Annotated in this window: 25 protein-coding genes; 11 read left to right on the top strand and 14 right to left on the bottom strand. The window is 62.1% G+C overall.

Going from position 1 to position 23,153, the window contains the following annotated elements:
• Positions 1–70: 70 nt before the first annotated feature.
• Together bfr and TO66_RS32920 are read right to left on the bottom strand one after the other, a co-directional pair.
• Positions 71–544 (bottom strand): bacterioferritin, encoded by a 474-nt coding sequence (gene bfr, locus TO66_RS24880; RefSeq protein ID WP_009050554.1) that lies wholly within the window; start codon positions 542–544, stop codon positions 71–73.
• Positions 545–744: 200 nt separating this feature from the next.
• A complete protein-coding gene (locus tag TO66_RS32920) occupies positions 745–963 on the bottom strand; it encodes a bacterioferritin-associated ferredoxin (RefSeq protein WP_081001588.1) in 219 nt (72 codons plus the stop codon).
• A 323-nt stretch (positions 964–1,286) separates the two neighbouring features.
• Here TO66_RS32920 and TO66_RS24875 point away from each other — a divergent pair, with 323 nt between their 5' ends.
• Positions 1,287–1,889, top strand: a complete 603-nt coding sequence (locus tag TO66_RS24875) for a peroxiredoxin (protein ID WP_007922432.1) — start codon at positions 1,287–1,289, stop codon at positions 1,887–1,889.
• 69 nt (positions 1,890–1,958) lie between these two features.
• On the opposite strand, the gene rnt is transcribed toward TO66_RS24875, so the two are convergent.
• On the bottom strand, positions 1,959–2,633 hold the full coding sequence (gene rnt, locus TO66_RS24870) for a ribonuclease T (protein ID WP_044464764.1): 675 nt from the start codon (positions 2,631–2,633) through the stop codon (positions 1,959–1,961).
• Positions 2,630–3,676, bottom strand: a complete 1,047-nt coding sequence (gene pyrC / locus TO66_RS24865; RefSeq protein WP_044464763.1) for a dihydroorotase — start codon at positions 3,674–3,676, stop codon at positions 2,630–2,632. Before pyrC ends, rnt begins: the two co-directional genes overlap by 4 nt.
• A 157-nt stretch (positions 3,677–3,833) precedes the next feature.
• Here pyrC and TO66_RS24860 point away from each other — a divergent pair, with 157 nt between their 5' ends.
• The 3 genes from TO66_RS24860 to TO66_RS24850 all read left to right on the top strand — a co-directional run bounded on the left by TO66_RS24860 (position 3,834) and on the right by TO66_RS24850 (position 7,056).
• On the top strand, positions 3,834–4,742 hold the full coding sequence (locus TO66_RS24860) for an OmpA family protein (RefSeq protein ID WP_044466154.1): 909 nt from the start codon (positions 3,834–3,836) through the stop codon (positions 4,740–4,742).
• 129 nt (positions 4,743–4,871) lie between these two features.
• Positions 4,872–6,089 carry an argininosuccinate synthase gene (locus TO66_RS24855; protein WP_044464762.1) on the top strand — a complete coding sequence of 406 codons (1,218 nt, stop codon included), beginning with the start codon at positions 4,872–4,874 and terminating at the stop codon, positions 6,087–6,089.
• A 340-nt stretch (positions 6,090–6,429) separates the two neighbouring features.
• A complete protein-coding gene (locus TO66_RS24850) occupies positions 6,430–7,056 on the top strand; it encodes a response regulator transcription factor (protein WP_044464761.1) in 627 nt (208 codons plus the stop codon).
• A gap of 92 nt (positions 7,057–7,148) precedes the next feature.
• Here TO66_RS24850 and TO66_RS24845 read toward each other — a convergent pair whose 3' ends face one another.
• From TO66_RS24845 to metG, 8 genes are all read right to left on the bottom strand, one after another.
• Positions 7,149–7,328, bottom strand: a complete 180-nt coding sequence (locus TO66_RS24845) for a PA3496 family putative envelope integrity protein (protein ID WP_044464760.1) — start codon at positions 7,326–7,328, stop codon at positions 7,149–7,151.
• Positions 7,329–7,435: 107 nt separating this feature from the next.
• On the bottom strand, positions 7,436–8,074 hold the full coding sequence (gene nth / locus TO66_RS24840; protein WP_044464759.1) for an endonuclease III: 639 nt from the start codon (positions 8,072–8,074) through the stop codon (positions 7,436–7,438).
• Positions 8,075–8,081: 7 nt separating this feature from the next.
• The gene (locus TO66_RS24835) at positions 8,082–8,675 is read right to left on the bottom strand and encodes an Rnf-Nqr domain containing protein (RefSeq protein ID WP_044464758.1); all 594 of its coding nucleotides are present in this window, start codon (positions 8,673–8,675) and stop codon (positions 8,082–8,084) included.
• Positions 8,668–9,279, bottom strand: a complete 612-nt coding sequence (locus tag TO66_RS24830; protein ID WP_044464757.1) for an RnfABCDGE type electron transport complex subunit G — start codon at positions 9,277–9,279, stop codon at positions 8,668–8,670. The genes TO66_RS24835 and TO66_RS24830 overlap by 8 nt, the downstream gene beginning before the upstream one ends.
• Positions 9,276–10,265 (bottom strand): RnfABCDGE type electron transport complex subunit D, encoded by a 990-nt coding sequence (locus TO66_RS24825; protein ID WP_044464756.1) that lies wholly within the window; start codon positions 10,263–10,265, stop codon positions 9,276–9,278. The genes TO66_RS24830 and TO66_RS24825 overlap by 4 nt, the downstream gene beginning before the upstream one ends.
• Positions 10,252–11,460 carry an electron transport complex subunit RsxB gene (gene rsxB / locus TO66_RS24820; RefSeq protein WP_044464755.1) on the bottom strand — a complete coding sequence of 403 codons (1,209 nt, stop codon included), beginning with the start codon at positions 11,458–11,460 and terminating at the stop codon, positions 10,252–10,254. The genes TO66_RS24825 and rsxB overlap by 14 nt, the downstream gene beginning before the upstream one ends.
• A complete protein-coding gene (locus tag TO66_RS24815) occupies positions 11,457–12,035 on the bottom strand; it encodes an Rnf-Nqr domain containing protein (RefSeq protein ID WP_044464754.1) in 579 nt (192 codons plus the stop codon). The genes rsxB and TO66_RS24815 overlap by 4 nt, the downstream gene beginning before the upstream one ends.
• A 133-nt stretch (positions 12,036–12,168) precedes the next feature.
• Complete coding sequence (gene metG / locus TO66_RS24810) at positions 12,169–14,220, bottom strand: methionine--tRNA ligase (protein WP_044464753.1); 2,052 nt, start codon at positions 14,218–14,220, stop codon at positions 12,169–12,171.
• Between the two features lie 190 nt (positions 14,221–14,410).
• Between metG and apbC the strand changes: the two genes are divergently transcribed.
• A complete protein-coding gene (apbC, locus tag TO66_RS24805) occupies positions 14,411–15,505 on the top strand; it encodes an iron-sulfur cluster carrier protein ApbC (RefSeq protein WP_044464752.1) in 1,095 nt (364 codons plus the stop codon).
• Positions 15,506–15,576: 71 nt separating this feature from the next.
• On the opposite strand, the gene TO66_RS24800 is transcribed toward apbC, so the two are convergent.
• Entirely contained in the window at positions 15,577–16,335 is a 759-nt protein-coding gene (locus TO66_RS24800) for an SDR family oxidoreductase (protein WP_044464751.1), read from the bottom strand.
• Positions 16,336–16,498: 163 nt separating this feature from the next.
• On the opposite strand from TO66_RS24800, the gene TO66_RS24795 reads away from it, so the two are divergent.
• From TO66_RS24795 to groL, 4 genes are all read left to right on the top strand, one after another.
• Positions 16,499–17,230 carry a HugZ family protein gene (locus TO66_RS24795; RefSeq protein WP_044464750.1) on the top strand — a complete coding sequence of 244 codons (732 nt, stop codon included), beginning with the start codon at positions 16,499–16,501 and terminating at the stop codon, positions 17,228–17,230.
• A 66-nt stretch (positions 17,231–17,296) separates the two neighbouring features.
• Positions 17,297–17,773: an FxsA family protein gene (locus TO66_RS24790; RefSeq protein ID WP_044464749.1), complete on the top strand. Its 477-nt coding sequence runs from the start codon at positions 17,297–17,299 to the stop codon at positions 17,771–17,773.
• 252 nt (positions 17,774–18,025) lie between these two features.
• Positions 18,026–18,319, top strand: coding sequence for a co-chaperone GroES (locus TO66_RS24785; RefSeq protein WP_044464748.1), 294 nt, complete (start codon positions 18,026–18,028; stop codon positions 18,317–18,319).
• Between the two features lie 49 nt (positions 18,320–18,368).
• Positions 18,369–20,015, top strand: a complete 1,647-nt coding sequence (groL, locus tag TO66_RS24780) for a chaperonin GroEL (RefSeq protein WP_044464747.1) — start codon at positions 18,369–18,371, stop codon at positions 20,013–20,015.
• A 153-nt stretch (positions 20,016–20,168) separates the two neighbouring features.
• Here groL and TO66_RS24775 read toward each other — a convergent pair whose 3' ends face one another.
• Positions 20,169–20,912: a phosphatase PAP2 family protein gene (locus TO66_RS24775; protein ID WP_044464746.1), complete on the bottom strand. Its 744-nt coding sequence runs from the start codon at positions 20,910–20,912 to the stop codon at positions 20,169–20,171.
• 218 nt (positions 20,913–21,130) lie between these two features.
• Between TO66_RS24775 and colR the strand changes: the two genes are divergently transcribed.
• The gene (gene colR, locus TO66_RS24770; protein WP_044464745.1) at positions 21,131–21,814 is read left to right on the top strand and encodes a two-component system response regulator ColR; all 684 of its coding nucleotides are present in this window, start codon (positions 21,131–21,133) and stop codon (positions 21,812–21,814) included.
• Positions 21,804–23,081 carry a HAMP domain-containing sensor histidine kinase gene (locus TO66_RS24765; RefSeq protein ID WP_044464744.1) on the top strand — a complete coding sequence of 426 codons (1,278 nt, stop codon included), beginning with the start codon at positions 21,804–21,806 and terminating at the stop codon, positions 23,079–23,081. The genes colR and TO66_RS24765 overlap by 11 nt, the downstream gene beginning before the upstream one ends.
• Positions 23,082–23,153: the final 72 nt, after the last annotated feature.

Below are 23,153 nucleotides of genomic sequence, written 5' to 3'. Positions count from 1 at the left end.
GGTTTTATCCACGCAATAAAAAAGCCCCGCCCTCGTAAGAGAGGCGGGGCTTTTTTATTGTGGCGAAGAGTTACTCGTCGCCCATCTGCGATTGCAGGTAGTTTTCCAGGCCGACTTTATCGATCAGGCCCAACTGGGTTTCCAGCCAGTCGATATGTTCTTCTTCCGACTCCAGGATGTCTTCCAGCAGCTCGCGGCTACCGAAGTCGCCAACCGACTCGCAGTGGGCGATGGCGGCCTTCAGGTCGGCGTGGCCGGTGCGTTCGATGCGCAGGTCGCACTCGAGCATTTCCTTGGTGTGTTCGCCGATGTGCAGCTTGCCCAGGTCCTGGACGTTTGGCAGGCCTTCGAGGAAGAGGATGCGCTTGATCAGCTTGTCCGCATGCTTCATCTCGTCGATGGACTCGTGATACTCGTGTTTGCCCAGCTTGTTCAGGCCCCAGTCTTCATACATGCGTGCATGCAGGAAGTACTGATTGATCGCGACCAGTTCATTGGCAAGGATCTTGTTGAGATGCTGGATGACTGTGATGTCGCCTTTCATGATGGGGTCCTGCCCTGTAATTAGCGGTATAGGGGCAGAGTCTGAGCCGCACAATCATGGGTGTCAAACCTAAGTTATTGAATAATATATGAAAATTAATCGGAATAAGAATGTTTGTGTTCTGCGTTTTGACGCTAAGCGATTGAATTACAGGCATAAAAAAGCCGGACATGAAGTCCGGCTGTTTTAAATGCTGTTAATTACGCGGCATTAAATTCTACGGGATAAGGAATCGCGGGCTGGCTGCTTTGCAGTTCGGTCAGTGTTTCACGAACGACCTGCTTGGCCAGGCAGGCACACTTTCCGCATTGACTGGCAACGCCGGTCGCCTGGCGTACTTCACGATAGCTGCAGCAGCCGTCGTAGATTGCATCGCGGATTTGTCCGTCGGTGACGCCAGTGCAAAGGCAGACATACATAAGTGAGAACCGTCGCTGGGTTATGGCTCAATGCGACGGATCTTAATGTTAACGAGAATGATTGTCAAAGTGGTTTCCCCGAGCTTTTAATCGAACTTGTTTCGGGCAGACGAACGGTTTTTCCAGCCTGGCGGCGGGGCGTTCCAATGGGATGGTTTTTGGCTGCCCGGGCCCGGCTGAGCGAAAAACCACTAAGGACAGCTCAAGGACGAGGTGTATGATGGGCGGTCCTTACGAAGCGGGATCGCGTCACAGGGCTGTCGCCTGGCGGCGTCAGACTGGACGGGGTCTCATCTTCATCCGATCACACAAGGAGATATCCAATGAGCGTACTCGTAGGCAAACAAGCCCCTGATTTCACCGTTCCAGCTGTCCTGGGCAATGGCGAAATCGTCGACAGCTTCACCCTGTCCTCGGCCATCAAAGGCAAATACGGCCTGGTGTTCTTCTACCCGCTGGACTTCACCTTCGTCTGCCCGTCCGAGCTGATCGCCCTGGACCACCGCATGGCTGACTTCAAGGCGCGCAACGTGGAAGTGATCGCGGTTTCGATCGACTCGCACTTCACTCACAACGCCTGGCGCAACACCCCGATCAATGCCGGCGGCATCGGTCAGGTGCAGTACATCATGGCTGCCGACATGAAGCACGACATCGCCAAGGCCTACGACGTAGAGTCCGAAGGCGGCGTGGCTTTCCGTGGCGCGTTCCTGATCGACGACAAGGGCGTCGTGCGTTCGCAGATCGTCAACGACCTGCCACTGGGTCGTAACATGGAAGAGCTGATCCGCCTGGTCGACGCTCTGCAGTTCCACGAAGAGCACGGCGAAGTCTGCCCTGCCAACTGGAAGAAGGGCGACAAGGGCATGACCGCTTCGCCAGAAGGCGTTGCTGCTTACCTGAGCGAGAACGCCGGCAAGCTGTAAGCCGCGCTTCACGCATAAAAAAACCGGCCCCAGGGCCGGTTTTTTTATGCGCGTGGATCAACGACGGGATCAGTCGTCGAAGTCTTCCCAACCGCCCATTTCCTTCCAGCGATTGACGATGCCGCAGAACAGGTCGGCGGTTTTCTCGGTGTCGTAGCGGGCGGAATGCGCTTCACGGCCATCGAAGTCGATGTCGGCGGCCTGGCACGCCTTGGCCAGCACGGTCTGGCCGTAAGCCAGGCCAGCGAGCGTTGCGGTATCGAAGCTGGAGAACGGATGGAACGGGTTGCGTTTCATGTCCAGCCGCGCGACCGCCGCGTTGAGGAAGCCCAGGTCGAAGCTGCTGTTGTGCCCGACCAGGATCGCGCGCTTGCAACCATTGGCCTTCAGGGCCTTGCGTACGCTGCGGAAGATATCGTTCAGCGCGGTTTCCTCGCTGACGGCCATGCGCAGTGGGTGATCGAGCTTGATGCCGGTGAACTCCAGCGCCGCCGGCTCGATGTTGGCGCCCTCGAAGGGCTCCACGCGGAAAAACAGGGTGTGCTCCGGGAACACGAAACCCTTTTCATCCATGCCGATGATGGTCGCGGCAATTTCCAGCAGGGCATCGGTGGCCGAGTTGAAACCACCGGTTTCAACGTCGACCACTACGGGCAGGTAACCGCGAAAGCGTGCCGCCATTGGATGACGCGAGCCACCACCGCCTTGGCCGTCCTGCTCGTCGTCGAAATGGTCTTCACTCACGCGTGTTCCTCCAGCAGGCGCCAGCGCAGTTTTTCACCGGCGCGCAGCGGGATGACAGTCAGCTCGCCGAAAGGCAGGCTGGCAGGGGCGGTCCATTCTTCACGGACCAGGGTGATGCGATCGGTGTTGGCGGGCAGGCCGTAGAAGCGCGGGCCGTTGAGGCTGGCGAAGGCTTCCAGCTGGTCCAGCGCATTGCGCTGCTCGAATGCCTCGGCATACAGCTCGATCGCGGCGTACGCGGTATAGCAGCCGGCACAGCCGCAGGCGGCTTCCTTGGCATGCTGGGCATGGGGCGCCGAGTCGGTGCCGAGGAAGAACTTCTGGCTGCCGCTGGTGGCGGCCTCGAGCAGCGCGTCCTGGTGCACGTTGCGCTTGAGGATCGGCAGGCAATAGAAATGCGGGCGAATCCCGCCGACCAGCATGTGGTTGCGGTTGTACAGCAAGTGATGGGCGGTGATGGTCGCGCCGACGTTGGCCGAGGCCTCGTTGACGAACTGCACGGCTTCACGGGTGGTGATGTGCTCGAACACCACCTTGAGCGTCGGGAAGCGTTCGACGACACGGCGCATGTGCTCGTCGATGAACAGCTTCTCGCGGTCGAACACATCGACTTCGCCGCGGGTGACTTCGCCATGGATCAGCAGCGGCAGGCCGACTTCGGCCATGGCTTCCAGCGCCGGGAAGATCTTGTCGATGCTGGTGACGCCCGAGTCCGAGTTGGTGGTCGCCCCGGCCGGGTAGAGCTTGGCGGCATGGACGAAACCGCTGGCCTTGGCCGCACGGATTTCGTCGGGCTGGGTGCGGTCGGTCAGGTAGAGCACCATCAGCGGTTCGAAGCGGCTGCCGGCCGGCCGTGCAGCGAGGATGCGCTGGCGATAGGCGTCGGCTTCAGCGGCATTGCGCACCGGAGGTACCAGGTTAGGCATGATGATGGCGCGACCAAAGGTACGCGCGACATCCGCGACAGTATTGGTCAACACGGCACCATCGCGAAGATGAATATGCCAGTCGTCGGGACGCAGCAGGGTCAGGCGGTCGGACATTGGGGGGTTCCAGGCGGGTCAAACTCCGGTGAATGCTACCGGAAAAGACTCTTGCAGGCACTCGCTATCAAGTTTTGCGTGAAGCTTCCGATATCCCGAAGGTATGCCGTAAACAGGCATGTCGATTTTCGTGATGTACAAGTCAGTGGAGCCTCCCGTGCGCCAGCGTTATCTAGCCTTGCTCAGTGTGTTTGTCAGCTTTCCCGCGATGGCGCTGACTTTCCAGACCCGTCTGGAGAGCATTGAGTGGACGGTCGAAGGCGACAAGTTCGAGTGTCGTCTGAGCCAGCCGATCACCGATTTCGGTTCCGGGGAGTTCGTGCGCCGCGCGGGTGAGCAGGCGACATTCCGCCTCAAGACTTATAACCCGATGCTCGCCGGCGGTTCGGCCACGCTGCTCGCGGCCGCCGCGCCGTGGCAGCCGGGACGTGGCGACATCAACCTGGGGGCGGTGCGGCTCGGCAGTGGTGATGTGCTGTTCAACAGCTCGCAACTACAGGCCGGGCGACTGATCGGCGGGCTGATAGATGGCCGCAGCCCGGTGGTTCGCCATTATTCCCGCGAGGGCGGGGTGTCCGAGGTGCGCCTGCTGCCGGTCAAGTTCAGCAAGGCTTATGGCGACTATCAGCGCTGTGTCGCCAAGTTGCTGCCGATGAATTTCGATCAGGTCAGGCAATCGGAGGTCGGCTTTCCCGGGGGCGGTATCGATCTGGATGCCAAGGCCAAGGCGAAGTTGCAGGTGATGCTCGAGTTCCTCAAGGCCGATCCGACGGTCAATCACATTCAGCTCGACGGCCATTCGGACAACAGCGGCAATCGCTTGACCAACCGTGACCTGTCGCGCCGCCGGGCGTTGGCGGTCATGGAGTTCTTCAAGGCCAACGGCATTCCCGAATCGCAGATCGAGATGCGCTTCCATGGCGAACGCTACCCGTTGGCGCCCAATACCAATGCCGCGAACCGAGCGAAGAACCGTCGGGTGAATGTGCAGCTCGAGCGAGTCCCGGTGGTGGAAAAACCGGCTCCCCAGGCGACGGCTCCCGCCAACGCCGCGGCGACTTCCTGAGACGGCTATCGTCGTCGCTCGCTCGACATAATCTGTCGCTTCATCGTCATAAGCTGTCGCGCCTCTGTAAATTTTCCGCATTGATCGGTAAACTCGACGGCTTTCCGTAGAACCCCGTGGAGTGATGGCATGGCGGACGTAAACAAGGTCGTTCTGGCGTATTCCGGCGGCCTGGACACTTCGGTGATCCTCAAGTGGCTGCAGGATACTTATAACTGTGAAGTGGTGACGTTCACCGCTGACCTGGGTCAGGGCGAAGAGGTCGAACCTGCACGTGCCAAGGCGCAAGCCATGGGCGTGAAAGAGATCTATATCGACGACCTGCGCGAAGAGTTCGTTCGCGATTTCGTCTTCCCGATGTTCCGCGCCAACACCGTCTACGAAGGTGAGTACCTGTTGGGTACTTCCATCGCTCGTCCGCTGATCGCCAAGCGCCTGATCGAAATCGCCAATGAAACCGGCGCCGACGCCATTTCCCACGGCGCCACCGGCAAGGGTAACGACCAGGTTCGTTTCGAACTGGGCGCCTACGCCCTGAAGCCAGGCGTGAAAGTGATCGCTCCCTGGCGTGAGTGGGACCTGCTGTCCCGCGAGAAACTGATGGACTACGCCGAGAAGCACGCGATCCCGATCGAGCGTCACGGCAAGAAGAAATCCCCGTACTCGATGGATGCCAACCTGCTGCACATCTCCTATGAAGGCGGCGTGCTGGAAGACACCTGGACCGAGCACGAAGAAGACATGTGGCGCTGGACCGTCTCCCCGGAGAAGGCTCCCAATACCCCGACCTACATCGAGCTGACCTACCGCAACGGCGACATCGTGGCGATCGACGGCGTCGAGATGACTCCGGCCACCGTGCTGGCTACCCTGAACCGCATCGGCGGCGAAAACGGCATCGGCCGCCTGGACATCGTGGAAAACCGCTATGTCGGCATGAAGTCCCGCGGCTGCTATGAAACCCCGGGCGGCACCATCATGCTGCGCGCTCACCGGGCGATCGAATCGATCACCCTGGATCGCGAAGTGGCTCACCTGAAAGACGAGCTGATGCCCAAGTACGCCAGCCTGATCTACACCGGCTACTGGTGGAGCCCGGAGCGCCTGATGCTGCAACAGATGATCGACGCTTCCCAGGCTCATGTGAACGGCGTGGTTCGCCTGAAGCTGTACAAGGGCAATGTGATCGTCACCGGTCGCAAGTCCGACCAGTCGTTGTTCGACGCCAACATCGCGACCTTCGAGGAAGATGGCGGTGCCTACAACCAGGCGGACGCGGCGGGCTTCATCAAGCTCAACGCCCTGCGCATGCGTATCGCAGCCAACAAGGGCCGGACACTGTCCTGATACCTGTGGTCGTTTGAAAGAGCCCCGCCATGAGCGGGGCTTTTTTATGCCGGATGATTAATTGTTTAAAGCCGACAAGTGCCTGGTTAAGTCATTTCAGTCATTGATTGTCTCAAGGCTTATCTGACGTTCCTTTGTATGTTTTCTTCAATACGAAGTGTAGGCGGGGAGGCGAACTTTAATATATCGGCAACTTCATTAAAAAAACTTGTAAGGCAAATCCGTATTGCTTGTAAGGAACTTCTCTGGGCGCTGCTGGCACTGGGGCTGGCCATGCCACGGGTCAAATGACTGGGTTATGGTGCTGGCTTAAAACCAATAGCGAACTCTGGACTTACCCATGAAGAAAGTTTTGATCGTAGATGATCATCCCGTCACTCGTCTGGCCGTGCGCATGCTGATGGAGCGTCATGGCTTTGAAGTTGTTGCCGAGGCGGACAATGGCATGGATGCCCTGAAACTGTCTTATGAACATGTTCCGGACATCCTTATTCTTGATATTGGTATTCCCAGGCTCGATGGCCTGGAAGTTATTGCCCGACTCGCCTCGAAATCCATGCCGACCAAAGTACTGGTATTGAGCCTGCAAGTACCCGGTCCTTTTTCCATGCGCTGCATGCAGGCGGGCGCGGCGGGTTATGTGTGCAAGGAACAGGACATCACCGAATTGATCAGTGCCGTCAGGGCGGTATTGGCCGGCTACAGCTACTTTCCCAACGAAGCCTTGCATACCCTGCGCTCGAGCCTGGGCATCGCCAGCGAGGAGGGCATGCTGTCGAGCCTTTCCGGCCGGGAACTCATGGTCTTGAAGCAACTTGCCGGAGGCCAGACCAACAAGGAAATTGCCGAAGGCCTGTGTTTGAGCAGCAAGACGGTCAGCACCTACAAGAGGCGCTTGTTGGGCAAACTCAATGCTCGCTCGCTGGTGGACCTGATCGAGTTCGCCAAGCGCCATCAGTTGGCATGAAGGCCTGCTGATGGCGGCTGGCTTGAATGCCAGGTTGCTGCAGGAGAATGGGGCGTAACAAAAAAGCCTCCGTGAAAGGAGGCTTTTTGTTACTAGAGATCAAAGTCGTAATCGGCCAATTGCTTTTGCAAGCGCCGCTCCTCCAGGAGGTTGTCGATGGTCCGACGTTTGCTCAAGTTGGTCTTGGCTACCTCTACCACAGGCTCGGCATCTTCGGTTTCAACGGCGACGAAGTCGTCTTCTACGTCCAGTTGTTCTTTGCCAGTACTCATAAGGTCAACTCCAGGCTGATACTGCCATTGGCGCTCCTTATATCGATATTCTCAGGACTGGTAAAAAAGATTTTTTCAATCGACCCATCATCGAAATCAATAATTGCTCAATCGTCGGAGGTCTTGTGCTTGTATTCGCACAGGTCCTCGATTCGACAGCTTCCGCAACGCGGCTTGCGGGCCAGGCACACATAGCGGCCATGCAGGATCAGCCAGTGGTGAGAGTCGAGCAGAAACTCCTTGGGCACGAACTTCATCAGCTTGTGTTCCACCTCCACAACATTCTTTCCCGGAGCCAGACCCGTGCGATTGCTCACCCGGAAGATATGCGTGTCGACCGCCATGGTCAGTTGGCGGAAAGCGGTGTTGAGCACCACGTTGGCGGTTTTGCGGCCAACGCCCGGCAAGGCTTCGAGTTCTTCCCGGGTCTGCGGGACTTCGCCGTTGTGTCGTTCCACCAGCAGGCGACAGGTCTCGATGACGTTTTTCGCCTTGCTGTTGTACAGGCCGATGGTCTTGATGTACTCGGACAGCCCCTCGACACCCAGGGCGTGGATGGCGGCCGGCGTATTGGCCACCGGGAACAGCTTGGCCGTGGCTTTGTTGACCCCGACGTCGGTGGACTGCGCCGAGAGGATCACGGCAATCAGCAGCTCGAAGGGCGACGAGTAGGCCAGTTCGGTTTTCGGTTCCGGATTGTCTTCGTGCAGCCTGCGGAAAATTTCCAGGCGTTTTGCGGCATTCATGGGTGAGTCATTTCCTTGAAGGCGATCGGTGTGAAGAGGCGGTCCAGGCTTGCCTCGCGGCCAGCAGCAACCCCAGCAGGATAAAACCGCCGGGGGCGAGCGTCAGCAGGTGCAAGCCACCTGGCGAAGCCAGGGCCCAGCCCGGCCAGTCGACGTCGGTGATGCCCAGCAGCCACGGCAGGTGCTGGCCGATGTGGCCGTGGCCGAGTGCCTCGCGCAGGGCGCCGAGAGCGATCAGCAACAGGCAGAACCGGGCGGCGAAACGAAAGCGTGCGGGCTGCCGGAAAAAATCCTGATGCTCCAGCACCACGCATTGCACGGCGATCAGGCCCAGGTACAGGGCCAGTTGTCGTTGCAGTTCCAGGGCCCAGGCCTGGGCGACGAGTATCGCGCAACTGGTGAGCGTGGCGCTGAGCAGGATACTGGCGAGCAGCCGGCCCTGGCCAGTCAGGCGTGGGCGCAGGACATTCAGGCACAGGCCGAACACGCAGCCCACGCCGAGGAACGCCAGGCCCAGGCCGAGGGCCTTGACCAGCGAGTCGCTGGCGCCGATCAGCGGCGCCAGCATCAGCGATTGGCCCAGGGGCGACGACTTATTCATGGGCAGGATTTCCCAGCAGTTGCTCACGATGCGCGTCGAAGTAGCGCAGGCTGTCGTGGATCCCATCGATCACGGCCCGTGAGGTGATGGTCGCCCCCGCCATCTGGTCGAATTGACCGTGGTCCTTTTTCAGGCCCCAGCCCGCGTCGCCCGGATCTTCCAGGGACTTACCGATAAACCCTTGCAGCCAGGCGCCGGGGCGTTCGGCGATGCGCGCGCCCAGCCCGGGTGTCTCGGCGTGTCTCAGCGGTTTGCTGCCCAGCAGCTTGCCATCGGCGGTGATCGCGATCAGCAGTTCGATCGGGCCGCCATAGCCGCTGACCTGGCTGCGCAGCAGCACGGCGCTGGCTTGGCCGTTGCGGCTGGCGCGGTAACCGCCGAGCAGCGTGCTGTGGTCCAGCGGCACGTTATCCAGGGGCAGGGGATGATCCAGCGGCTGGTTGTCGTAGCTCTCGGCCGGCAGGATCTGCAACAGCTCGCGGGCCTGGATGGCGCGTTGTTCGCACTCGATACGCGGCGCTGTGACCTGCTGGACGAAGAACGTACCGCAGGCGCCGCCCACCGCCAGCAGGAGCAGCATGCCCAGGCCCGTTGCGCGGCTCATGGCAGGGACGGCTCGCGGGGCGCGGCGGCCAGGCGTTCCAGGGCCGGGACCGCGAGGTTCATCAGCAGCACCGCGAAGGCGACGCCGTCCGGGTAGCCGCCCCAGGTGCGGATCAGGTAGGTCAGCAGGCCGACGCCAGCGCCGAACAGCAGGCGGGCCCTGGCGCTTCGGGGGCCGGAAACCGGCTCGGTGACGATAAAGAACGCGCCGAGCATGGTCGCGCCCGTCAGCAGATGGAAAACCGGCGAGCCGTGGGAGTCGGACCCGGAGCCGTTCCAGCACAGCAGGCTGATGACGAACAGGCTGCCGAGCATGCCGGCCGGCGCGTGCCAGCTGAATACCCGTTGCTGCAACAAGAAGGCGCCACCGGCCAGAAAGGCCAGGTTGATCCATTCCACGCCCCGGCCGCCGACATGGCCGAAAGCGCCGTTACCGGCGAAGAGTTCATCGATGGTCAGGCTCTTGTCGATCCGCAGGCTGTCGAGTGCCGTGGCCTGGGCCCAGGCGTCGGGGGCGCTGCCGGAGATGCCGAAGACCTGTTGCAGGCCCGCCAGCAGGTCCAGGCCATGGGGCGCGGGCCAGTGGGTCATTTGCTGCGGAAACGACACCAGCACCAGGGCATAGCCGAGCATGGCCGGGTTGAACGGGTTCTTGCCGACCCCGCCATACAGGTGCTTGCCGAACAGCAAGGCGCCGGCGGCCGCGCCGACGGTCAGCCACCATGGGCAATATGGCGGCAGGGCCAGGGCGAGCAGCGTAGCGCTGACCAGCGCGCTGCCATCGCCAAGAAACGGCCGCCATGGCCAGCCGCGCAGCCTGAGTACCGCGGCCTCGACGGCGAGGGCGGTGACAGTAGCCAGCAGCAGGTTGATCGGGACGCCCCAGCCAAACCACCAGACCAGTGCCAGCAACCCCGGCAGGGTCGCCAGCAGGACCCGCCGCATGGCGTGGCGCAGGCGTTCGTCCGGTTGTTCAAGGGGCGTCATGGGCGTGTACCTGGCGCTCGGCTTCGGCCAGTCGCTCGCGGGCCTCGGCCAGTTGCGCCGCTGGGGTGTCGCCGTGACGTTCCAGCTTGCTGACTTCTGCTCGGGCGTAAGCCAGCTCGGTTTTCAACTGCCGCAGGCGCGCGTCGATCGGGCGCTTCTCGACCCGCACGAGATCGGGCGCCGGCTTGCCGCAGGCCTCCTCGGCTTGGTGCAGGGCCTGCTCCGCGTCCTTCAGCGTCTGGGCGAGACTGGCCAGTTGCTCGGCCGGCGCCTGGTTGTCCTGGGCTTTTTTCAGTTCCGCGCGCCGCATGGCCAGCTGGATCTTCGCCCGCTTGAGCTCGGCGTCCTTGGCAGGAGCTGGAGCGGCAACCGTTTCTACTGTGTTTTCGAGTTGGGCGAGGGCCTGTTCGGCGGCTTCGAACTGGCGTTGCAGGACAATCAGTTGCGCCTGCTGCTCGAAGGTGGGCGGATGGCCGAAGGCTTTCAGCGATTTGTTCAACTGGGCCCGGCTCATCGCCAGGTCGATCTTGGCTTTTTTCACCGCCGCATCCACCGCAGCGGCTTTTTGCGCCCGTACCCGCTCGATGGCGGCCTGTACCGGGTTCGCGCTGCCGGTGCCGGGTTGCTCGGCCCGCTGCGCCCGCGCGGCGCGCTCGACCTGCTTGCGTTGTTCTTCGCGTTCCAGCCGGGCGTTGCGGCGCTCGAAACGCAGTCGTGCATGATCGCGCTTGGCGGTCCTGGCGCGTTGTTCTTCGGGGCTGGTGGCCAGGCCACCGACGATCGCCACGACCGTGCCGCGGGGCAGCGGGTGCATCTCGATGCAGTCCACCGGGCACGGCGCCACGCAGAGGTCGCAACCGGTGCATTCGTCGACCAGGACGCTGTGCATCTGCTTGGCCGCACCGACGATGGCATCCACCGGGCAGGCCTGGATGCACTTGGTGCAACCGATGCATTCGGCCTCGCGGATGAAGGCCACCTGGGCCGGCGCCGGGCCGCGGCTGATATCCAGCTCTACCACCGGCACGTTCAGCAGCCTGGCCAGGCCGGCAATGGTCTCGTCGCCGCCGGGCGGGCACTTGTTGATCGCCTCGCCACGGGCGATGCCTTCGGCGTAGGGCTTGCATCCGGCATGGCCGCATTTGCCGCATTGGGTCTGCGGCAGCAGGGCGTCGATGCGTTGAATCAGACTCATGTCTTGAGCAGTCCGTTGAAACCGAGAAACGCCACCGCCATCAGGCCGGCGCTGATCAGGTCGATCGGCAGGCCACGAAAGGGCAGGGGCACATCGTTGTTGAGAGTACGCTGGCGCAGGTCGTCGAACAGGCTCGACACCAGCCAGAAACCAAGGCCCGCACCCAGGCCCAGGGCAGCGCTATAGGCGAGCCCCCGGTTGGCTTCGGCCGCCAGCAGCAAGGCGCCGAGCACGCCGGCATTGCCCAGCAGCAAGGGCCAGAGACCGCCGAACGGCAATCCGGGCAACAGCCGGGCCAGCAGGCCGAGCAGCGGTGCGATCAATAGCACGGCCAACGGCAGGAACACGAACAGGTGCAACGCGGTCAGGCCCAGCGGCACCAGCACCCATTGATAAAGTCCATGGCCCAGCAGGCTGCAGAGCAGCATCAGGCCGCTGGTGGCGATGCCCAGGGCGTGCACCCGCTGGCGCGATCCGGTGCCGGCCTGCAACAGCGGATCGACGCCCAGCGGCCAATACAACACGAAGTTGTTGATCAGGGCGGCGCTGATGAGCGTGAGGACAATCTCGGTCATGTTCGTGGCCGGTAAGGGCGGAGTGCATAGCTGAAGACTAGGCAATTATCCGGCAAGGGCGCAGGCCCATCCAGATATGAAAATCCCCCCGCCACGCGACGGCGCGACGGGGGGATTGGTCCTGCAAGCGGGTTTACTTGATCCGCTGGCCCGGCTTGGCGCCGCTGTCCGGGCTCAGCAGGTAGATTTCTTTGCCGCCGGGACCGGCCGCCATCACCATGCCTTCGGAGATGCCGAATTTCATTTTCCGTGGCTTGAGGTTGGCGATCATCATGGTCAGGCGGCCGTCGAGCTTGGACGGATCCGGGTAGGCGCTCTTGATCCCGGAGAACACGTTGCGTTGCTCGTCACCGATGTCCAGCGTCAGGCGCAGCAGCTTGTCGGCGCCCTCCACGTGCTCGGCCTTGACGATCAGGGCCACGCGCAGGTCGATGGCGGCGAAGGTGTCGAAGTCGATTTCCGGCGACAGCGGGTCCTTGGCCAGTTCGCCATTGCCGGCCGGGGCGGCTGCGCCGGTGTCGGTCTGGCTGGCGGTCAGGTCTTCTTTCGAGGCGTCGGTCATGGCTTGTACTTTTACCGGGTCGATCCGCGTCATCAGCGGCTTGAATTCGTTCAGCTGGTGGTTGCTCAGCAGGGTCTGGTGGTCGTTCCAGGTCAGCGGGGCGACGTTGAGGAACGCCTCGGCATCGGCGGCCAGCAGCGGCAGCACCGGCTTGAGGAAGATCACCAGCTGGCGGAACAGGTTGACGCCGGTGGCGCAGATGGCCTGGACCTCGTCCTGCTTGCCTTCCTGCTTGTTCAGCGACCAGGGCGCCTTGTCGGCGATCCAGGCGTTGGCGCGGTCGGCCAGGGCCATGATCTCGCGCATGGCACGGGCGAAGTCGCGGGCTTCATAGGCATCGGCGATGCCTGGCGCGGCGGCCAGGAAGGCGTCGGTCAGTTCCGGCGCGGCGTTGCGGTCCACCAGCACGCCGGCATTGCCCTTGTGGATGAAGCCGGCGCAACGGCTGGCGATGTTCACCACCTTGCCCACCAGGTCGGAGTTGACCTTCTGCACGAAGTCTTCGAGGTTCAGGTCCAGGTCGTCGACGCCGCGGCCCAGCTTGGACGCATAGTAGTAGCGCAGGTATTCCGGCGACAGGTGGTCGAGGTAGGTGCGGGCCTTGATGAAGGTGCCGCGGGACTTGGACATCTTCTGGCCGTTGACGGTCAGGTAGCCGTGCACGTTGATGCCGGTCGGCTTGCGGTAGCCGGCGCCTTCGAGCATGGCGGGCCAGAACAGTGCGTGGAAGTTGACGATGTCCTTGCCGATGAAATGGTACAGCTCGGCCGTCGAGTCCTTGCCCCAGAACGCGTCGAAGTCCAGCTCCGGCGTGCGGTTGCACAGGTTCTTGAAGCTGGCCATGTAGCCGATCGGCGCGTCCAGCCAGACGTAGAAGTACTTGCCCGGTTCGCCCGGGATCTCGAAACCGAAGTACGGCGCGTCGCGGGAGATGTCCCACTGCTGCAGGCCGACGTCCAGCCATTCGGCGATCTTGTTCGCCACGGCGTCCTGCAGGGTGCCGCTGCGGGTCCACTCCTGCAGCATTTGCTGGAAGTCCGGCAGCTTGAAGAAGAAGTGCTGGGAATCCTTGAGCACCGGAGTGGCGCCGGAGATCGCCGACTTCGGATCCTTCAGGTCGGTAGGCGCGTAGGTGGCGCCGCACTTTTCGCAGTTGTCGCCGTACTGGTCTTCGGTGCCGCATTTCGGGCAGGTGCCCTTGATGAAGCGGTCGGCCAGGAACATTTGTTTTTCCGGGTCGAAGTACTGGGTGATCGAACGCGTGGCGATGTGCCCGGCGTCACGCAGCTTCAGGTAGATCTGGCTCGACAGCTCGCGGTTTTCCTCGGCGTGGGTCGAGTGGAAGTTGTCGAAGTCCACCAGGAAGTCGGCAAAGTCGGCGCTGTGTTCGGCCTGGACATTGGCGATCAGTTGTTCCGGGGTGATGCCTTCCTTTTCCGCGCGCAGCATGATGGCCGAGCCGTGAGCGTCGTCCGCGCAGACATAGATGCATTGATTGCCGCGATGCTTCTGGAAGCGCACCCACATATCGGTCTGGATGTACTCAAGCATGTGGCCAAGGTGGATCGAACCATTGGCATAGGGCAGGGCGCTGGTGACGAGGATCTTGCGTGGCTCGGACATGGGGCTCGGCTACTTGATGAAACGGAGGTCGGCCACTATAAAGCGCCGGCGCATATTTTTCACCCTTCGGGCCGGTTTCCGGATGCGCTGGTCACCGGCGGGCATGACCCGCGGCCGGCTCCCTCGCCACGGATCGGTGTCCGGCGTAGGATAGCCGCCTGATTTTCCAGTCTTGTTATCGGAGTTGCCCATGAGCGCCGTCAATCGCGCAGCGGTGGAAGCCGTGCTTCGCCAGTACACCGACCCTTACCTGAACCAGGACCCGGTCAGCGCCGGTTGTGTCCGTTCCATCGAGGTCCAGGGCGACCGGGTAACGGTCCAGCTGGAGCTGGGCTATGCCGCAGGCCTGTTCAAGAGCGGCTGGGCGCAGATGCTGCAACTGGCCATCGAAGGTCTGGATGGCGTGAGTTCGGCCAAGGTCGAAGTCACCAGCGTGATCGCCGCGCACAAGGCCCAGGCCCAGGTGCCGGGACTGGCCAACGTCAAGAACGTGGTGGCGGTGGCGTCCGGCAAGGGCGGCGTGGGCAAGTCCACCACCGCGGCCAACCTGGCCCTGGCCCTGGCACGCGAAGGCGCCCGGGTGGGGATTCTCGATGCCGACATCTATGGGCCGAGCCAGGGCATCATGTTCGGCATCGCCGAGGGCACCCGACCGCAGGTCAAGGACCAGAAGTGGTTCGTGCCGATCAAGTCCCACGGGGTCGAGGTCATGTCCATGGCCTTCCTGACCGACGACAACACGCCGATGGTCTGGCGCGGCCCGATGGTTTCCGGCGCCTTGCTGCAACTGGTGACCCAGACCGCCTGGGGCGACCTGGACTACCTGGTGATCGACATGCCGCCGGGCACCGGCGATATCCAGCTGACCCTGGCGCAGAAGGTCCCGGTGGCCGGCGCGGTGATCGTTACCACCCCGCAGGACCTGGCGCTGCTGGACGCGCGCAAGGGCGTGGAGATGTTCCGCAAGGTCAACATCCCGGTGCTGGGCGTGGTGGAAAACATGGCCGTGCACATCTGCTCCAACTGCGGTCATGCCGAGCACCTGTTCGGCGAAGGCGGCGGCGAGAAGTTGGCCACCCAGTACGGCGTCGAACTGCTGGCCTCGCTGCCGCTGTCGATGCTGATTCGCGAGCAGGCCGACGGCGGCAAGCCGACCGTGATCGCCGAGCCGGAAAGCCAGATCGCCATGGTCTATCAGGAACTGGCCCGCCAGGTCGGAGCGCGCATCGTGTTGCAGGAAGCCGCGGCACCGGCGATGCCGAACATCACCGTCAGCGACGACTGAGGCGCTGGCGAACAAAAAAAGCCCGGTGCGTTACACCGGGCTTTTTTGTGGGAGACGGATCAGGGCAAGGCTCAGATACGCAGGCCGCCGTCCAGCTCCAGGATCCGCCCGGTGTAGTAATCGTTCTCGAAGATATAGACCGCCGAGTGGGCGATCTCTTCCGGCTTGCCCATGCGCTTGAGCGGGATGCCGGAGGTCATCTTCTCCAGGGCCTCGGGCTTCATGCCCAGGGTCATTTCGGTCTCGATGAAACCTGGGGCGATTCCCGCCACGCGGATGCCGTAGCGCGCCAGTTCCTTGGCCCAGGTCACAGTCGCGGCGGCGACTCCGGCCTTGGCGGCGGAATAGTTGGTCTGGCCGATATTGCCGGCCCGGGAGATCGAGGAAATGTTGATGATCGCGCCACTGTTCTGCAACTCGACCATCTTTGCCGCGACTTCGCGGGTGCAGAGGAAGACCCCGGTCAGGTTGACGTCGATCACCGATTGCCACTGGGCCAGGCTCATCTTGCTCATCTGGCCATCCTTGACCTTGAGCAGCAGGCCGTCGCGCAGGATCCCGGCGTTGTTGACCAGGCCGTGGATGGCGCCGAAGTCCGCGGCCACCTGGGCGACCATGTGTTCCACCTGTTCTTCATTGGCGACGTTGCACAGATAGGCACGGGCTTCGCCACCCGCGGCCTGGCAGGCGGCGACGGCCTGGTCGAGCTTTTCCTGGTTCAGGTCGACCAGTGCCAGCCGCGCCCCCTTGGCCGCGAAATACTCCGCCATGGAGCGGCCCAAACCCTGGCAACCGCCGGTGATAATGATTACTTTGTCATTGAGTTGCATTCGCATGCCCCCGTAGCAGGTCTGGAGTGGTGTCCTTGGTTAGGCGCCTCTCTTGCGGCGGGCATGGCCTGGCTGCAGAGTGAGAATTGCCCCGATGGCGTCGCTGGAACTTTGCTCCAGACGCCCGTCCGTTTTCGACGGATTCTATATAAGGAGTCATAAATTGAGCGTTGAAGCTGCCAAGCATGCACGAGAATTACTGCTCAAGGAATACCGTGGCGTGTTGTCGACGCATTCCAAGGCCATGCCGGGTTTTCCCTTCGGCTCCGTGGTTCCTTATTGCCTGGACGAGCAGGGGCGGCCGCTGATCCTGATCAGCCGCATTGCCCAGCACACCCACAACCTGCTCAAGGATCCCAAGTGTTCGCTGCTGGTGGGCGAGCGCGAGGCCGAGGATGTGCAGGCGGTAGGGCGCCTGACCTGCCTGGCCGAAGCGGAAAAGATCGCCGACGCCGCGGCGATCGAGGCGGCAGCCGAACGCTATTACCGGTACTTTCCGGAGTCGCAGAACTATCACCAGGCCCATGATTTCGATTTCTGGTTGCTCAAGCCGGTGCGTCATCGCTACATCGGCGGCTTTGGCGCGATCCACTGGATTGACCAGGTGACGCTGGCCAACCCGTTCGCCGGCAAGGCCGAGGCGAGCATGATCGAGCACATGAACAGCGATCACGCCAAGGCCATCGCCCATTACGTCGAGCTGGCCGGGTTGCCGAAAACCGCCGCGGCGCAACTGGTCGGCATCGACACCGAGGGCATGCACCTGCGCATCGGCCAAGGGGTGTACTGGCTGCCTTTCCCAAGCCCCTGCAATACGCCGACACAAGTGCGCGAGGCCCTGGTTTTCCTGGCTCACGCCGAACAATGGCCGAAAAAGGCCGGTGCTGAGGCTTGAAATCACGAATTGCCGACGTCATCTAGGGTCTACTGGAAGGACTTCTTCCGTAGAGGAAACCATTTGATGCGCCCTTTTCTGTTGCTCTTTCTGCTGTTCCCGGTGCTAGAGCTGTTCGTCTTCGTCAAGGTCAGTGCGGCGATCGGGTTTTTCCCGGCGCTGCTGCTGATTATCCTGGGCTCGATGCTGGGTGTGCTGGTGCTGCGTGTCGCGGGGCTGGCCACGGCGTTGCGCGCCCGTGAAAGCCTGAACCGCGGCGAGTTGCCGGCCCAGACCATGCTCGAAGGCCTGATGCTGGCCCTGGCCGGCGGCCTGTTGATCCTGCCGGGTTTCATCAGCGATGTGTTCGGCCTGCTCCTGCTGCTGCCGATCACCCGCCGCCTGATGGCCGGCAAGATGCGCCAGCGTGCCGAAGAACAAGCCATGCGCCAGCGCGCCTTCGCCGACGACATGCAGGCCGCCCGCGGCGGGCCCGCGCCGCAGCGTCCCGTGGGACGCGAGCCGAACGTGATCGAAGGCGAATTCGAACACCGCGATTCCTGACCCTGTAAATGAGCGACACGGCACCTTCGGGTGCCGTGTTCGTTTTACCCGGCTGAAAATCAAAAAAATTTCACCAGGTTGCCCTTGTAATAGGCTTGCGTGCCCTCATGTATCGGTCACCGCAAGGTTTCTGGTGGTGACACCAGACAGACTTCCGCGTCTCGCTCGTCGAGCCGTACCCGGCCACGCCGGATTTGTTAACCCGCCGGTACGACACCGGCCGCTGAAAACCATAATTAGGAGAGATCGACAATGAAGCTTCGTCCTCTGCATGACCGCGTCGTCATCCGTCGCAGCGAAGAAGAAAAGAAAACCGCTGGCGGTATCGTTCTGCCAGGTTCGGCTGCTGAGAAAGCCAACAGCGGTGAAGTGATCGCTGTAGGTACCGGCAAAGTGCTGGAAAACGGTGAAGTACGTGCGCTGGCCGTGAAAGTGGGTGACAAGGTTGTGTTCGGCCCTTACTCCGGCAGCAACACTGTGAAAGTAGACGGCGAGGACCTGCTGGTAATGGCCGAGAACGAGATTCTCGCTGTTATCGAAGGCTGATTACCCGCTCATTTTCCCGTTACTACAAAGTATTTAAGGAATATCGATCATGGCTGCTAAAGAAGTTAAATTCGGCGACTCCGCCCGCAAGAAAATGCTCACCGGCGTTAACGTCCTGGCTGACGCGGTAAAAGCGACCCTGGGCCCGAAAGGCCGTAACGTGATCCTGGAAAAGAGCTTCGGCGCTCCGACCATCACCAAGGACGGCGTTTCCGTAGCCAAGGAAATCGAGCTGGAAGACCGTTTCGAGAACATGGGCGCGCAGCTGGTCAAGGACGTTGCCTCCCGTGCCAACGATGACGCGGGCGACGGCACCACCACCGCTACCGTCCTGGCTCAGTCGATCGTCAACGAAGGCCTGAAGGCCGTTGCTGCCGGCATGAACCCGATGGACCTCAAGCGCGGCATCGACAAGGCGACCATCGCCATCGTCAAGGAGCTGAAGGCCCTGTCCAAGCCATGCGCGGACACCAAGGCCATCGCTCAGGTCGGTACCATCTCCGCCAACTCCGACAACTCCATCGGCGACATCATTGCCGAAGCCATGGAAAAAGTCGGTAAAGAAGGCGTGATCACCGTTGAAGAAGGCACCGGCCTGGAAAACGAACTGTCCGTCGTTGAAGGCATGCAGTTCGACCGCGGCTACCTGTCCCCTTACTTCGTCAACAAGCCAGACACCATGGTTGCCGAGCTGGACAGCCCGCTGATCCTGCTGGTGGACAAGAAGATCTCCAACATCCGCGAAATGCTGCCAGTGCTGGAAGCCGTTGCCAAAGCCGGCCGCCCACTGCTGATCGTGGCTGAAGACGTCGAAGGCGAAGCCCTGGCGACCCTGGTTGTGAACAACATGCGTGGCATCGTCAAAGTCGCTGCCGTCAAGGCACCAGGCTTCGGCGACCGTCGCAAGGCCATGCTGCAGGACATCGCCGTTCTGACCGGCGGTACCGTGATCTCCGAAGAGATCGGCCTGAGCCTGGAAAGCACCACCCTGGAGCACCTGGGCAGCGCCAAGCGCGTGACCCTGTCCAAGGAAAACACCACCGTGGTCGACGGTGCTGGCAACCAGTCCGACATCGAAGCCCGTATCGCTCAGATCCGTGCCCAAGTGGCCGAGACTTCCTCGGACTACGACCGTGAAAAACTGCAAGAGCGCCTGGCCAAGCTGTCCGGCGGCGTTGCGGTGATCAAGGTTGGCGCTGGCTCCGAAGTTGAAATGAAAGAGAAGAAAGCCCGCGTTGAAGACGCCCTGCACGCTACCCGTGCAGCCGTCGAAGAAGGCGTGGTGCCTGGCGGTGGCGTGGCCCTGATCCGTGCCCTGCAAGCGATCGTCGACCTGAAGGGCGACAACGCTGACCAGGACGTGGGTATCGCGGTTCTGCGTCGCGCCGTTGAAGCTCCGCTGCGCCAGATCTCCGCCAACAGCGGCGACGAGCCAAGCGTTGTGGTCAACGAAGTGAAGAACGGCAAAGGTAACTTCGGTTACAACGCTGCTTCCGGCGAATACGGCGACATGATCGAAATGGGCATCCTGGACCCAACCAAGGTGACCCGTTCGGCGCTGCAAGCTGCTGCTTCCATCGGCGGTCTGATCCTGACCACCGAAGCAGCTGTGGCTGACGCACCGAAGAAAGACGCTCCAGCTGGCGGCGGCATGCCAGACATGGGCGGCATGGGTGGCATGGGCGGCATGATGTAAGCCAGCCTTACCCCCTGCAACGAAAAAGCCCCGCCGGTGAAAGCCGGCGGGGCTTTTTTATGGGCGGGGCATTTGCGCCAGGGCCATCGTGAACCCTCTCGTTCCCGCCGCCCTGGGGATGGCTGCGGGAACGGGCCTGTCCGGCGAAAGGCCTCAGGCGTTTGCCGGTTCCGCTTCGAGGAGCGGGTCAGCCTTGCCTTGCGGCTTGTAGAGAATGAAGTAATACGCCCCCAGGCAGATCAGCCAGCAGAAAATCGCCGTCCAGACGTTGTGGGAGAAGAAGTGCGCGCCTTGCAGCATGCGTCCGATCGAAAACACCGTGCCGAGGGCAAAGGCAAACACCAGCGCCTGGCGCGCCAGGCGCGGGCGGCGATCACGCAGGACAAAAAACAGGGCGAACAGGGTAAAGCCGGTGGCCGCATGGCCGCCTGGCCAGCAGCGGCCGGGCTTGTCGGTCGCCGGTCGTGGGCTGAGCAGCTCGCTGTAGGTTTCCTTGCCACCGAACTCTTTCAGGCTCCAGGGGCATTGCACGGCGGTGATGGCCTTGACCGGGGTGACGAAGGCCGTGGCCAGGCCCAGCGACAACACCAGGCAACCCAGCTCGCGCTTGAAGGGCTTGAGCCGCTGGATGAAAAAGGCGCCGATGAAACCGACGATCGCCAGCACCGAAAAGGCGATGACCACCTGCTTGGCCCGGTCGTGCAGGATGTTTTCCAGGAAATAGCTATGGCTGCCGATGAAGCCACCCGCGGCGGGATCATAAAAGGCCTTGGCCAGGTCCATGTCCAGGGAGGTCAGTTCGAGCAGGAGCAGCATGATGGCGGCTAAGCCGGGAATGCCCAGGCAGATCCAGCCGTTAAGAGGTCTGGAGGCAGGGCGGGCAAGGGATGAGGCCATGGAAAATCCTTCGAAGGGCGCGTTGCGGTCGCGGAGTCCCGCGGAGTCTGGGCACGCCGCTGTTGGCAGCGTGTGAAGCATGAGTGAAAAACTTGTCAAGGCGGCAGTATCCCATGCCGGCATTCGCCGCAGCGTATTGAACGGCCCTAGCCGTCAGCCACGCTTGGCCTTAAGCTGCCGAGCCAAGACGGTCGCAACCCTGTACGGAGAAAGTGCCCATGCGAATCCTGTTGGTTGAAGACAACCGCGATATTCTGGCCAACCTGGCAGATTACCTGGGGCTCAAGGGCTACACCGTGGATTGTGCCCAGGATGGCCTGTCGGGCCTGCACCTGGCCGCCACCGAACATTACGACCTGATCGTGCTCGACATCATGCTGCCGGGCATCGACGGCTACACCCTGTGCAAGCGCCTGCGCGAAGATGCGCGCCGCGATACGCCGGTGATCATGCTCACCGCGCGCGATCAACTGGATGATCGCCTGCAGGGATTCAAGTCCGGGGCCGACGATTATCTGGTCAAGCCGTTTGCCCTGTCCGAACTGGCCGCACGCATCGAGGCGGTCATGCGCCGTACCCAGGGCGGCGGGCGCCGCGCCTTGCAGGTCGGCGACCTGAATTACGACCTCGATACCCTGGAGGTCACCCGCGAAGGGCGCCTGCTCAAGCTCAACCCCGTGGGGCTCAAGTTGCTTGCGGTGCTGATGCAGAAAAGCCCGCACGTGTTGCGCCGTGAAATCCTCGAGGAAGCGCTGTGGGGCGACGACTGCCCGGACAGCGACAGCCTGCGCAGCCACGTTCACCAGTTGCGCCAGGTGATCGACAAGCCGTTCGGCAAACCGTTGCTGCATACCGTGCACGGTGTCGGTTACCGCCTGGCTGAGGGTCGTGATGGAGTTTAAGCAAAGCCTTTCCCAGCGGATCATCATCGCCTTTGCGTTGATGAGCGCGCTGGTGGCCGGAGCCTTCGCCATGGGGATCGTGGCGACGGTGCACCTGGTGGAAGAAAAGCTGATTTCCGCGGGCCTGGGAGGCGACCTTCAGCGTCTGTTGCTGATGGACAACGTGTCGGACTGGAGCCACCGTCCCGAACCGGACCAGCTGTTCTACTTCAGCGGCGGGCGCGGCGACTTCGAGTTGCCCAAGGACCTGCGGCATCTGGATCCGGGCTTTCACGAAGTATTTCGCGAGCAACTGTCGTATCACGCGATGGTCGAGGTGGTCGACGGCCGGCGCTACGTGCTGCTGCAGGACCAGAGCGATTTCGAGGAGCGCGAGCGGGTGTTGTTCGCCGTGGTCCTGGTGGGCTTCGTGCTGAGCCTGGCTCTGGCGGTGTTCCTCGGTTGGGTGTTGGCACGCCGGGTCATGGCGCCCGTGGTCAGGCTGGCGCGCCAGGTGCGCCATCGCGATCAGTTGCTGGGACTGGCGCCCCCCTTGGCGCCGGACTATGCCGCCGACGAGGTGGGGGAACTGGCGGTGGCTTTCGACGCGACCCTGGGGCGTCTGCGCCAGGCCCTGACTCGCGAGCGCCTGTTCACCAGCGACGTCAGCCACGAATTGCGCACGCCGCTGATGGTGCTGGCCACCTCCTGCGAGCTGTTGCTGGAAAACCCGGCCATCGATCAGCGCGGTCGCAACCAGGTCGAACGCATCGCCCGGGCGTGCGGTGAAATGCGCGAACTGGTGCAGACCTTCCTGATGCTGGCGCGGGCCCAGCGCGATGAGGGCATGTCGCCCCAGTTCACCCTGAAGCAGGTGGCCGAGGACCTGATGGGGTTGTGGGGCGAGCCGATCAGGCAGAAGGGGCTCGAACTGGTGTTCGAGCCTGGTCAGCCACTGGATACCCGTTATAACGCCACCTTCCTGCATGCGGTGATGGGCAATCTGTTGCGTAATGCCCTGCATTACACCGAACAGGGTTTCATCCGCCTGAGCCTGGAGCCCAGCGGCTTTGTGGTCGAGGACAGCGGCGTTGGCATTCCCGAGGAAAAGCGCGAGGCCATGTTCGAGCCCTTCGTGCGTGGCGACGAGAAGCGTGGCGAAGGGCTGGGCCTGGGCTTGTCGCTGGTGCAGCGGATCTGCGAGGACCAGGGCTGGAGCGTGACGCTGAGCACCATGGAACCCAATGGCTGCCGCTTTCATGTCGAGTTGAACCGTCATACGGCATGAGGGTCTTTATCACCTGTGGACTGGGGGCAGACGGTCGGAAATCTGCGTGAATGATGGCCCCAGGCCACCTGT

Source organism: Pseudomonas sp. MRSN 12121 (assembly GCF_000931465.1).
Lineage (GTDB): Bacteria > Pseudomonadota > Gammaproteobacteria > Pseudomonadales > Pseudomonadaceae > Aquipseudomonas.
Note: the sequence above shows the minus strand (reverse complement) of the source record. Positions and strands in the feature narration are given on the sequence as shown.

Coding starts and splice junctions, on each gene's coding strand:
- TO66_RS24825 (WP_044464756.1), bottom strand. CDS start 10,265: ATGACGCCCCTTGAACAACCGGACGAACGCCTGCGCCACGCCATGCGG.
- TO66_RS24790 (WP_044464749.1), top strand. CDS start 17,297: ATGCGCCCTTTTCTGTTGCTCTTTCTGCTGTTCCCGGTGCTAGAGCTG.
- TO66_RS24835 (WP_044464758.1), bottom strand. CDS start 8,675: ATGAATAAGTCGTCGCCCCTGGGCCAATCGCTGATGCTGGCGCCGCTG.
- TO66_RS24845 (WP_044464760.1), bottom strand. CDS start 7,328: ATGAGTACTGGCAAAGAACAACTGGACGTAGAAGACGACTTCGTCGCC.
- TO66_RS24775 (WP_044464746.1), bottom strand. CDS start 20,912: ATGGCCTCATCCCTTGCCCGCCCTGCCTCCAGACCTCTTAACGGCTGG.
- metG (WP_044464753.1), bottom strand. CDS start 14,220: ATGTCCGAGCCACGCAAGATCCTCGTCACCAGCGCCCTGCCCTATGCC.
- TO66_RS32920 (WP_081001588.1), bottom strand. CDS start 963: ATGTATGTCTGCCTTTGCACTGGCGTCACCGACGGACAAATCCGCGAT.
- TO66_RS24875 (WP_007922432.1), top strand. CDS start 1,287: ATGAGCGTACTCGTAGGCAAACAAGCCCCTGATTTCACCGTTCCAGCT.
- TO66_RS24785 (WP_044464748.1), top strand. CDS start 18,026: ATGAAGCTTCGTCCTCTGCATGACCGCGTCGTCATCCGTCGCAGCGAA.
- TO66_RS24800 (WP_044464751.1), bottom strand. CDS start 16,335: ATGCAACTCAATGACAAAGTAATCATTATCACCGGCGGTTGCCAGGGT.
- rsxB (WP_044464755.1), bottom strand. CDS start 11,460: ATGAGTCTGATTCAACGCATCGACGCCCTGCTGCCGCAGACCCAATGC.
- TO66_RS24850 (WP_044464761.1), top strand. CDS start 6,430: ATGAAGAAAGTTTTGATCGTAGATGATCATCCCGTCACTCGTCTGGCC.
- nth (WP_044464759.1), bottom strand. CDS start 8,074: ATGAATGCCGCAAAACGCCTGGAAATTTTCCGCAGGCTGCACGAAGAC.
- groL (WP_044464747.1), top strand. CDS start 18,369: ATGGCTGCTAAAGAAGTTAAATTCGGCGACTCCGCCCGCAAGAAAATG.
- apbC (WP_044464752.1), top strand. CDS start 14,411: ATGAGCGCCGTCAATCGCGCAGCGGTGGAAGCCGTGCTTCGCCAGTAC.
- bfr (WP_009050554.1), bottom strand. CDS start 544: ATGAAAGGCGACATCACAGTCATCCAGCATCTCAACAAGATCCTTGCC.
- colR (WP_044464745.1), top strand. CDS start 21,131: ATGCGAATCCTGTTGGTTGAAGACAACCGCGATATTCTGGCCAACCTG.
- TO66_RS24855 (WP_044464762.1), top strand. CDS start 4,872: ATGGCGGACGTAAACAAGGTCGTTCTGGCGTATTCCGGCGGCCTGGAC.
- TO66_RS24765 (WP_044464744.1), top strand. CDS start 21,804: ATGGAGTTTAAGCAAAGCCTTTCCCAGCGGATCATCATCGCCTTTGCG.
- pyrC (WP_044464763.1), bottom strand. CDS start 3,676: ATGTCCGACCGCCTGACCCTGCTGCGTCCCGACGACTGGCATATTCAT.
- TO66_RS24815 (WP_044464754.1), bottom strand. CDS start 12,035: ATGACCGAGATTGTCCTCACGCTCATCAGCGCCGCCCTGATCAACAAC.
- TO66_RS24830 (WP_044464757.1), bottom strand. CDS start 9,279: ATGAGCCGCGCAACGGGCCTGGGCATGCTGCTCCTGCTGGCGGTGGGC.